This window comes from Sphingomonas sp. S2M10 (assembly GCF_012650175.1).
Taxonomy (GTDB): domain Bacteria; phylum Pseudomonadota; class Alphaproteobacteria; order Sphingomonadales; family Sphingomonadaceae; genus Sphingomonas.
In genome coordinates this window covers 1-10,151 of sequence record NZ_JAAILI010000059.1, presented here as the reverse complement: position 1 = coordinate 10,151, position 10,151 = coordinate 1, and the positions used below count along the sequence as shown (strand labels likewise).

Genomic DNA, 10,151 nt, shown 5'->3' with positions numbered 1-10,151 from the left:
GGTTTCCTTATGCACGTCCAGACCGACGTATTTCACTGCTTCCGTCATGACTCGCCTCCAGTGCTGACAAATCCATCGTCAGCATCTCAGATTTGAGCCCCCGCGGCTCCGGCAGTCATGGGGTCTAAGCGCCGACAGCCCCGCTCAGGTGTCGGCAAACACCCGTTTGTCGCGCATCTGCGATGGCGATAGGGTTTTCCGTCATCCCTGGTGCCTAGCGACGACTTTTGGGACAAAGCCGTCGTAGCAAGCTCAGCCACATTGAGTCGATCTACGGGAAAGGCTGTCTTGCACTCGGCGCCTCTTGCGCGACGGCATGGCGATCGCTCCCCCCGTCTAGAAAGGGATAGGCTATCGAAAGAGTCTGGGTGACATCGTCCAGCCAAACGATCAATTTCGCTATTGATTTCATCATGGTAGGCCGCTTGCATGACCGCATCCGATCGCGCCGAACAGAATCTAATCCTCCGCTGTCCGGAGCCGCTCAATGCGGAAACGCCTCCGGATAAACTGATCACGTCCTTCCTGACGCCGCAGGCGAATTTCTACATCCGCAGTCACGGACCTACGCCGGAGCTGGCCGACGATCATCGTATAGCGCTGGACGGCTTGGTCGACCGCCCGCGCTCCTACACGGTCGCCGAACTTCAAACGGCATTTGCGACCCGGACAGTGACCGCGACCATGCAGTGCGCCGGCAATCGTCGGGCACATCTTCAAGACGTGGAAAAGACTTCGGGCGATCCCTGGGACGTGGGCGCGATCGGCAATGCGGCTTGGACCGGCGTCGCACTGTGCGACGTACTCGCCGCGGCCGGCATCCAAGATGGCGCGTCGTTCGTCGGCACTACGGGGGCCGACGACGTGGATGTCGATGGTGAGACGGCGCCGTTCGGTGCCTCGATCTCGATCGCCAAGGCGCTAGAGCCGGACGTGCTCATCGCCTGGGGCATGAACGGCGAGGTGTTGGCCCCCGAACATGGCGCACCGCTGCGGCTCGTCGTGCCGGGCTATGCGGGCGTTCGTAGCGCCAAGTGGCTGACGCGCATCGAGGTGCGCGATCGCCCGTCCGATGCGCCGATCCAGGCCAAGGACTACAAGCTCTTTCCGGCGTCGGTAGCGAAGGAGGACGCGGATTGGGACCGGGGCCTGACGATCGAGGAGATGCCGCTCAACGCTGCGATCTGCGCCCCCGTGGACGGCGCGCATATCGGCGCCGGCGCATGCGAAATCGCGGGCTATGCGGTCGCCTTCGGCCGAGCGGTCTCGCGCGTCGAGGTCTCCGTCAATGACGGCACCGACTGGCTGCAGGCGGAACTGACCAGCCAACCGGATTCACCCTGGAGCTGGACGCAGTGGCACGTCACGGTCGATCTCTCGCCCGGGCTCCACGTCCTGGTCGTGCGCGCCGTCGACGGTGCCGGGCAGATGCAGCCCGAACGGCCCGAAGCGATCTGGAACTTCGCCGGCTATCTCTCGACGGCTTGGCATCGCATCACCGTCACCGCTGGCTGATGGACGCGCCGCACAACGCCGATCGGGCCCATGCGAAGCTCGCGGAGAGCGCGAGCTCGCTAAAGGACAGCGCAGTCCAGCAGGTGGACAGCGCTGATCGTCGCACGGAGCTTGCTGCAGACCGCACAATCCTCGCCGGCGAACGCACCTATGCCGCCTGGGTGCGTACCGGACTGGCGGCGCTCGCTTCCGGGATCGGCGCGCGCGCGCTGCTCAAGGACGTCGTGTTCCCGTGGCTGGCGACGGCGACCGGGACCATGCTGATCCTGTTCAGCGCCTTTTGCTTTGTCGCCGCGGTGTGGCGCGAGATGGGTGCCGGCGCCCCGCCGCCACGACCCGACATCAAGCGCCTGCCAGCGGCGTTGCTCCTGGTAATGAACGGGTTTCTTATGCTCGTGTCGCTGGCCGCGCTCGTCGGCATCTGGACGGCGCGCTCGTAGCGCAGCAGCGCTAACCACGCTACGGGCCGATCAGACCCGGCAGCGCATCGGCGGCTTTCGTGCGGTATCGCCCCTTGTGACGCAGCCCGAAAACGACGCGCGGGTCGAAACCGATCGGTCCCGCATGTAGCGTACCCGGGTCGGTCCATATAACGGGCTCAGATAGACCCTGGCGACTGACAGGTCCGAGCATTTGCCCGACCAACATGCCCGTTGACGGTTGGGGCCAACGTCTCATAGATCGACCTCGGCAATGGATTTCTGCCGGGCAATTTGGCCGAACCGCTCTGACATGAGCTGATGATTCCTACTTGGCGCCGTCAGGCAGCAAGGAGGAATTGTGCGCGCTACCTTTCGCAATCTGGTCGACACGCTGAACGTTGCGGCATTCGTGCGCGATCGTCACGACCATGCGATCTCTGTCCTGCGCTGGGCGCTGATCCTGCTGCCCATGGCGGCACTCGTCGGGACGCTATGTGCGGCGTTCCTGTTGAGCCTCGATACCGTTACGCGACTGCGGTTCGCATCGCCCTGGCTGCTCTATCTGCTGCCGGTGGGCGGGTTCGTGGTCGGATTGCTCTACCATCTCACCGGGCGCTCGGTGGAGGGCGGCAACAACCTGATCGTGGAGCAGATCCACGAGCCTGGTGGCGGGGTGCCTCTGCGGATGGCGCCGCTCATCTTCTTCGGCACAGTGGTGACGCATCTTTTCGGTGGCTCGGCCGGACGTGAGGGCACCGCCGTCCAATTGGGCGGAAGCCTTGCCAGCGGTTTCGGCCGCGCGCTCCGCCTCGATGCGGGCGGCACGCGCATCCTGTTGATGACGGGTATCGCAGCCGGGTTCGGCGCGGTCTTCGGCACGCCGATCGCAGGCGCGGTCTTCGCGCTCGAAGTGCTGGCGATCGGCCGCGTCGAATACTCCGCGCTAGTGCCTTGCCTCGTTGCGGCGCTGGTCGGAGATTGGACGTGCCTCGCCTGGGGTATCCATCACGGTGTCTACCCGATCGGCGCGTCGATACCGGTCGATGCGCTGCTCGTGACGGAGGCAGGTGTTGCGGGGATCATATTCGGACTGGTTGGTCTGGCCTTCGCCGAAGCCAACCACCTGGTCGGGGGATGGCTCAAGCGGATTGTTCCCTATGGTCCGCTACGTCCAGTGATCGGCGGGGTCTTCGTTATCGCGCTCGTCTTCCTGTTCGGCACGCGCGACTATCTGGGCCTGGGTGTCCTGGCAGCGAGGCCCGACAGCCTTACCATCGCCAGCTTCTTCGGACCGGACACGCATCCGTGGAGTTGGGCGATCAAGCTCCTGTTTACCGTCGTTACGCTCGGCGCGGGTTTCAAAGGCGGTGAAGTCACGCCGTTGTTCTTCATCGGCGCAGCGCTCGGTAACGCGCTGGCGCCTTTCTTGGGCGTGCCGACGGGCCTGTTCGCCGCGATCGGCTTTGTCGCGGTCTTTGCCGGGGCCGCCAATACCCCGCTCGCCTGCACCTTCATGGGAATCGAACTGTTCGGCGCCGGCTATGCGGTGCCGATCGCCGTCGCCTGTTTCGTGGCCTATCTCTGCTCGGGCCACAACGGCATCTACCTGTCGCAGCGCGTTGCGATACCCAAGGTGCCCGCGAACGGCCTTGCCCCCAATGCAACACTGCGCGAGACACGTACACGCTGCACAGCACTTCGCGCGCAGAACCGCGTGCCGTGAGTTGATGGGCCTAGCCTGATCCCCCCGATACGTCGGGCGCAGCCTTCGGATCGGGGTCTTGCGCCTTGCCCTTCGCGGCGCCCGGCTGCTTTGCGCTCATGGCGGTCAGATAAGCAACGATCGCCGGCACGTCAGCCTGTGCAACGGGAGCCTTGTAGACCTCGCGCATCTTGGTGACCTCCGCGGTCCACTGATCGGAAGAGAGTGGCGGCTGGTTCAGCGCCATGCTCGCCGAATGACACGAGGTGCAGTTGGCGTTGATGACGTCGGCATGCGGGCCGGCGGGATATTGGCCTTCGTCGGTCGGGAGATCGACCGTAGTGGACACCAGCGAGAAGCCGCGCGCCGAGACGCTTGGCGGCGGTGGTGCGGTCGGGGCGGCAGGCGGCGGGGCGACGCGGCTGTTCGGGGCACCGATCGCGAGCAGAAGAACGACGGTCGCGCCGACGAACCCGAACGACAGCGTGCCGATGGAAGGCGTTTTCATGGGGGAGCGCTCCTCAGCCGACGACGATGTTGGTGGTTTCGATGTTGCCGCGCATGAACCCGCCCGGGTTCCAGATCGGCGTCATCGGCTGCGCGATGCCGGCGGTGTTCCAGCAGCGCGACATCAGTCTGGTCGGACCCGCATGCGTGAGCGGCACCTGCGCGTCCCAGCGGCGGAAACTGTATTTGCCGTGATCGGGGCCGAGCGTCGTCTTGTACCAGGTCTTGCCGTTGTCGGTCGACACATCGACCTTGGCGACGCCGCAATCGCCGCCCATCGCAATGCCGCCCAGCGGGATCGACCGGTCGAACGCGATCGCCTGCCCTTCGTCGAGGCTCGTGACCCAACTGCGCGGGATCATCTTGTTGATCGGGACGGCCGGGAAATCCTTCTGGCCAGGCCGCACGTTCGCGCCTGGAGTGTCAGGGATCTTGTACGCCTTAGCCATCCAGTAACCGTCGTCGGGCGCGGCAAGCACCTCGATGTCGTTCAGCATCTTGACCCAATAGGTCGAATACCAGCCGGGTACGATTAGCCGGACCGGGAAGCCGTTGAGGAGCGGCATCTGTTCGCCGTTCATCCCGAAGGCGAGCATCACTTCGCCGTCGCGTGCGTGGTCGATCGACAGCGACTTGGCGAAATCCGGTGCGCCCGCAACCACCGGCTGGTCGAGCGCACCGAACCGTACCGCGACCGCGCCCGGCTTCACGCCGGCGATGTCGAGCACATCGCGCAGCCGCACGCCTAGCCATTTGGCGTTGCCCATCGCCCCGTGGCGCCACTGCGCGCCCGCGACGGGCGGCTGGAACAGCGCACGCGAATTGCCCGAGCATTGGTTGATCGCCGCCAGCTCGACGCGCGGCAGCTTCAGCAGTTGCGCGAGCGAGATCGACAGCGGCCGCGTGACCGCGCCGTGCACCTTGATCCGGAATGCCTCGACATCGATCGCGGTCGGAATGTCGGCCCAGTGCCAGCGGACGAAGAACTGGTCGTTCGGCGTAAAGACGTCGCCATTGAACACGCTCATCGGCGTTTCCAGCAGCGGCGGGTGGATCCGCTGGAGGATCATGCTGCCCTTGCCGGGGAACGCACTGGTCATCGGCCGTTCCGATGGGCCACCCGGCAGATGCAGGTCGACCATGCTCTGCGCCAGCGCGGGTGCGGCGATCAGCGCGCCGCTGCCGATCGCGGCCTCTGCGAGAAAGCGACGGCGGTTCGTCGCCTGCGCCAGTTTCATATCCAGGCTGTCCACCAACATTCTCCCGTTTCTGTCATGTTCTGTATGCGCGACCCGTCCGCCGGTCTGCCCGGTACGGGTCGATCAGATTCGCCGGTTCGATCCGGCAGGACGATCGGTTTGGCCCATCAATTGGCTTGGGCAATGCAGGGCGACACGAACAGGTTGCCGCGCCAGCCGCCCGCGACCGTCTTAGCGCCGACCAGCAGCCACATTGCTGCGAGCGCCACTGTGAGGACAGTGCCGACGATCCCGAAAAAGCCGAGCTGAAGCGTCGTGCCGAGCTTGAAGGTGGCGACCGTGGAGACGCCAAGCGGGAAGGTATAGCCCCACCAGCCGAGGTTGAACGGAATGCCCGCGCGCCAGTAGCGGATCGTGATCAGCGTCGCGAGCGCCAGCCACCACAGACCGAAACCCCAGAGCAGCAGCCCGGCAATCGTGCCAATCCCCTGCGCTACCGCGCCGATCTGCCCCAGGCCGTTGGCGGCGAGGATCGCGGGCGCGTTGCTGCCGAGCACCAGCATCCCAAGCGCGCCGGTGCCAATCGGACCGAGCGCGAGCCAGCTCGAGGCGGCCATGCTCTCGTGCGGCAGCTTGTGCAGTGCCATCCGCAGGATCAGGATCGCGAGGATGCCGAACGCGACCGGCACTGAATAAGCCCAGAGCACATACGACGTTGCGAGCACGACGAACTGGTGATGCGCGTCCGCCAGATGCGGGGCGAGCAGGCCGCCGCTCGCACCTGCGACCTCCGCCGCGACCACCGGCAGCAGCCACACCGCGGTCATGCCGTCGAGCGAATGTTCGTGCCGAGTAAACATGAGGTAGGGAATCGCTACACCGCAGGCGAGCGACATCGCGACGTCGATCCACCACAATGTCTCGGCGATCGGGATCACGCCAGCGCCGAACCGCGGCAGGCCGAACGCCAGGAACCCGTTGATGATCGTCGCCAGCCCCATCGGGATCGTGCCGATGAACATCGACACGGTGTTGTGCCCGAAGATCCGCCGCGCCTCGTGTCCGAACATCGTCCAGCGCGCGGTGTAGAGCCCGGCGAACAGCGTGAAGAGCGCGATGTTGAAGTACCACAGCGCCTCGCCGACCGGGTGCAGCGATGCGCCGACGCCCGGCACCTGCGGCAAGGCGAGCGCGAGAATGCCGGTGCCCATCGTAGCGGCGAACCAGTTGGGGGTGAACTGCCGGATCATCTTGCGCGGGGAGTCGAGCCGGCTGAGGGGCTTCAGGCCATCGAGAACGGGTTTCAGATCGGCGGTCACTTGCCAGTCTCCTTGATGAGATCGGTCAGCGCATCGGCCGCCCGCGTTCGATACCGCTCTTTATGGCGCAGCGCGTAGAACGGACGCCGCGGCAGACCGAGCGGCAGATCGTGCAACGTGCCGGCCGCGATTGCAGGTGCGACGACATGCTGCGACAGCACCGCGACGCCCGCCCCGGCCTCGACCGCGCTGCGGACCGCCTCGTTCGACGGCAGGGTCAGCGCGGTGGTGAGGTCCGACGGATCGACGCCGCGCTGGCGCAACACCTCCTCGAACGACGAGCGCGTGCCCGATCCCTGCTCGCGGATAATCCAGCGCGCGGCGCGGATCCAGTCCTCGTCGATCGTGTCGGCTGCGCGGTCGCTTACCAGGGGTCGGTTCCGGCTGAGGGCGGAATGACACCCTAAGCGCCGGCGTCCTTGGGCCAAAGGTACTCGCCAGTGAGGAGGATGTGTGCCCATCCGAGCGGCGAAATATGGGCGAGAAGATGGTCGGGGGTATCGAGCCCTTCGCGGCGCCGGGCCTCAACGGCATGGCCAAGGTGCAGGGTGTTCCAGTAGACGATGATGGCGGTGAGCAGGTTGAGGCCGGCGATCCGGTAATGCTGACCCTCCGTCGTGCGGTCGCGGATTTCGCCCTGACGGCCGATGCGCAGGGCATTTTTCAGCGCATGATGTGCCTCGCCTTTGTTGAGGCCGACCTGTGCACGGCGCTGCATGCCGACGTCGAGTATCCATTCGATGATGAACAGCGTCCGCTCGATCCGGCCCACCTCGCGCAGCGCGGAGGCAAGATCGTTCTGGCGCGGATAGGAGGCGAGCTTGCGCAAGATGCTGCTCGGCGCGACCTGTCCAGCGCTCATGGTGGCGGCGCAGCGGAACAGATCGGGCCAGTTGGAAACGATCAGCGCCTCACGCGCCTTGCCGCCCACCAGCGGGCGCAATTCGCTCGGCGTCGCGGCAGGGTCGAACACGTACAGTCGTTTGGATGGGAGGTCGCGGATGCGCAGTACAAGGCGGCAGCCGAGCATCGCGCTGATCCCGAACAGATGATCGGTGAACCCGCCAGTGTCGGCGTACTGCTCTTCGATCCGTCGCCCTGCCTCATTCATCGTCAGCCCGTCGAGTAGATAAGGTGCTTCGCTGACCGTGGCTGGAATGGTCCGCGATGCAAACGGCGCGAAGCGGTCGTTGACGTGGGTATAGGCCTTGATGCCGGGATCGTTGCCGTAGCGGGCGTTGATCGTATTCATCGCTTCGCCCTGCCGTGCGGCGGGGAAGAACTGGCCATCGGCCGATGCGGATCTGCCCATACCCCAGACCTGGGCCATCGGCAGCGCCCCTTGCGCCGCGACCACGTTGGCCAGCGCCTGGTCGATCGCCTCGCTTTCGACGTGCCAGCGAGCGAGACGGGAGAGTTGCCAATAGTCGTGAGTGTTGGAAGCCTCTGCCATCTTACGCAGACCCAAATTCAGGCCCTCGGCAAGCAGGACGTTGAGCAGGCCGATTCGGTCGCCGCATGGCACGCCGGTGCGCAGATGCGTGAAGGCATCAGTGAAACCCAGCGCGGTATCGACTTCGAGCAGCAGATCGGTGATGCGGACGGGCGGCAGCCGGCGATACAGATCAAGCACCAGATCCTCGATCCCATCCGGCGCGTCAGCGGTGAGCCGATCAATGCGCAGCGTGCCGTCCTCGATGCTGCCTTTCGGAATTGTACCGCTGCGCGCGGCGCGACCGAGCCGGGCAAGGCCATCAGCGAGACGCACTTTGCGGTCAGCCAGCCAGACATGCGGGTCGGACGGGACCGCCAGCTTCGCGGCATGCGCGACCGCCATCGGCACGAGGACGTGGCGCAGGTCACCATATCGATGCGAGCGGTCGAGCCATATGTCGCCCGAGCGCAGCGCGTCGCGCAGGTGAAACATGACCGCGACTTCCCGGAGGCGGGCATCATCATCGCCCTTCGCCCGCAACTGTCGCCGCCATTTGGAATGCGGGCGCAAGAAATCGTCGGCCGCCGGAACTGCGCCCTTGGTAGCGATGACGGTAGCCGCGTCCAGCAAAGGCCGTGCAACCGCCGCAGCTTTGAGGTCGAGGCATCGCAGCATGCGCGGGGCATACCGACGGAAGCGGTGATACCCCTGATCAACATAGGCCAGCGGATCATCGCCCAAGGTGTCCGTCAACGTCTTGGCCGTAGCGACGAGGCTGGTGAGCCGTTCCCATCCCGCCCCGCCCGCGACCGCATCTTCCAGCGACGCGCCGTCGCCATGCGCTTCGAGCAATGATTGACCGAGTGCAGTGAAGCCGTTCAAAGTCGCAGTGGTAGCGCCTCTGGTTTCTACGACCCGCGCGTCATGCAGTTGCTTCGCGTCGCGCCAGGTGCGGCCAACGATCCGGTCATGTGTTTCGATCACCGCATCCGCAGTCGCCGTGGCCCATTCAATGACGCAGACCGCCATGATAGCGCGGCGCCGATCGGCGCCGAGGTCGCGCAGGCCATCGGCGAAGTAGCGCTCGCCCTGCCGGCGTAGCCGGGCGACGCGATGCGGTGGAACACCGGCAAGTATACCATCATTGAGGTTCATCGCGCGCAGGAACTCGAGCCGGTCGAGCAGCCGGTTCGCCGCGGCGGAGTTGTTGCCCGGCTCAATCCGGCGCAGCCAGATGAAGCGGCTGATCGCCCCCGGCAGCATCTCGGTAGTCAGTCGGTCGAGCCCATCACAGGCGACGGGATCGAGACGGGCCGCGATCCGCTTCTCGATCCGACGTTCGGCGGCGACGAGCGCGTCCGCGCACAAACGCTCGATTGTCGTGATCGCCGGCAGGATGGTCATGGTTTCACGGCAGCGGGCAATGAAGCGCCGGGCAAGGTCGTCGTTTGAGCGTGCCTGCTCGGCTTCGGCGAGAAGCCAATCGCGGAAAGCCCTGGCATACGGTCCCCGTCCGGGGAACATTCTGTATCCGTAGATACGGCGCAGCGCCTCCATGTGCTGGTGGCGGGTTTGGCGTCGAACGGCATAGGCCGCGAGCGTCTCGCCAGCGATGCCAAGCTGGGCGCCTAGAAAGGCAGATACAGTGTGGGGGATCAGTTCGCCGGGAGCAAGGGTCCGGCCTGGATATCGCAGCGCGCACAACTGCAGGGCGAACCCGATGCGGTTCTCCGGTCGGCGACGCCGGTCGATATGAATCAGGTCATCGTCTGCCAGAAGATAATGGCGCAGCAGCGCCGCTTCGTCAGTCGGTAGGTCGAGTAGGGCCGAACGCTGTCGGGCGCTGAGGATATGGCGTCTCGGCATGCACGGCTTGTCCCCATTGAACAGAAGTCTGTTTTGGACAACACTGACCCCACGCAAATTGTGGCTTTCAGCGGTAAATGTCACGAATGTCAGCACTAGGTGACGCCGATGACGAGGGTGCTGCGGGCGGCTTCCACGACATCCTCGCTGATGGTTGCGAGGCCGTTGATCTTCAGCACGCGCTCG

At 65.2% G+C, this 10,151-nt stretch carries 7 protein-coding genes, 1 pseudogene and 1 riboswitch; of the genes and pseudogenes, 3 read left to right on the top strand and 5 right to left on the bottom strand.

Annotated features, from left to right (window positions below):
- The first annotated feature begins 429 nt into the window (after positions 1 to 429).
- The 3 genes from S2M10_RS15420 to S2M10_RS15410 all read left to right on the top strand — a co-directional run bounded on the left by S2M10_RS15420 (position 430) and on the right by S2M10_RS15410 (position 3,660).
- Positions 430 to 1,515 (top strand): sulfite oxidase, encoded by a 1,086-nt coding sequence (locus tag S2M10_RS15420; RefSeq protein ID WP_043150693.1) that lies wholly within the window; start codon positions 430 to 432, stop codon positions 1,513 to 1,515.
- Positions 1,515 to 1,955 (top strand): DUF202 domain-containing protein, encoded by a 441-nt coding sequence (locus S2M10_RS15415; protein WP_168846882.1) that lies wholly within the window; start codon positions 1,515 to 1,517, stop codon positions 1,953 to 1,955. Before S2M10_RS15420 ends, S2M10_RS15415 begins: the two co-directional genes overlap by 1 nt.
- Positions 1,956 to 2,195: 240 nt before the next feature.
- Positions 2,196 to 2,272: riboswitch (Fluoride riboswitch) on the top strand.
- 23 nt (positions 2,273 to 2,295) lie between these two features.
- Entirely contained in the window at positions 2,296 to 3,660 is a 1,365-nt protein-coding gene (locus tag S2M10_RS15410; protein ID WP_168846881.1) for a voltage-gated chloride channel family protein, read from the top strand.
- Positions 3,661 to 3,670: 10 nt separating this feature from the next.
- Here the strand turns inward: S2M10_RS15410 and S2M10_RS15405 are convergent, their stop codons facing one another.
- The 5 genes and pseudogenes from S2M10_RS15405 to S2M10_RS15385 form a co-directional block, all read right to left on the bottom strand.
- Positions 3,671 to 4,147 carry a hypothetical protein gene (locus S2M10_RS15405; RefSeq protein ID WP_056019371.1) on the bottom strand — a complete coding sequence of 159 codons (477 nt, stop codon included), beginning with the start codon at positions 4,145 to 4,147 and terminating at the stop codon, positions 3,671 to 3,673.
- A 13-nt stretch (positions 4,148 to 4,160) separates the two neighbouring features.
- Positions 4,161 to 5,405: a molybdopterin-dependent oxidoreductase gene (locus tag S2M10_RS15400; protein ID WP_211091074.1), complete on the bottom strand. Its 1,245-nt coding sequence runs from the start codon at positions 5,403 to 5,405 to the stop codon at positions 4,161 to 4,163.
- A gap of 107 nt (positions 5,406 to 5,512) precedes the next feature.
- Positions 5,513 to 6,664: a TDT family transporter gene (locus S2M10_RS15395; RefSeq protein ID WP_168846879.1), complete on the bottom strand. Its 1,152-nt coding sequence runs from the start codon at positions 6,662 to 6,664 to the stop codon at positions 5,513 to 5,515.
- Positions 6,661 to 7,008 (bottom strand): annotated as a pseudogene (locus S2M10_RS15390) (LysR substrate-binding domain-containing protein); the annotation flags it as partial. The pseudogene S2M10_RS15390 and the gene S2M10_RS15395, both read right to left, overlap by 4 nt.
- A gap of 59 nt (positions 7,009 to 7,067) precedes the next feature.
- Complete coding sequence (locus S2M10_RS15385) at positions 7,068 to 9,965, bottom strand: Tn3 family transposase (protein ID WP_024020823.1); 2,898 nt, start codon at positions 9,963 to 9,965, stop codon at positions 7,068 to 7,070.
- Positions 9,966 to 10,151: the final 186 nt, after the last annotated feature.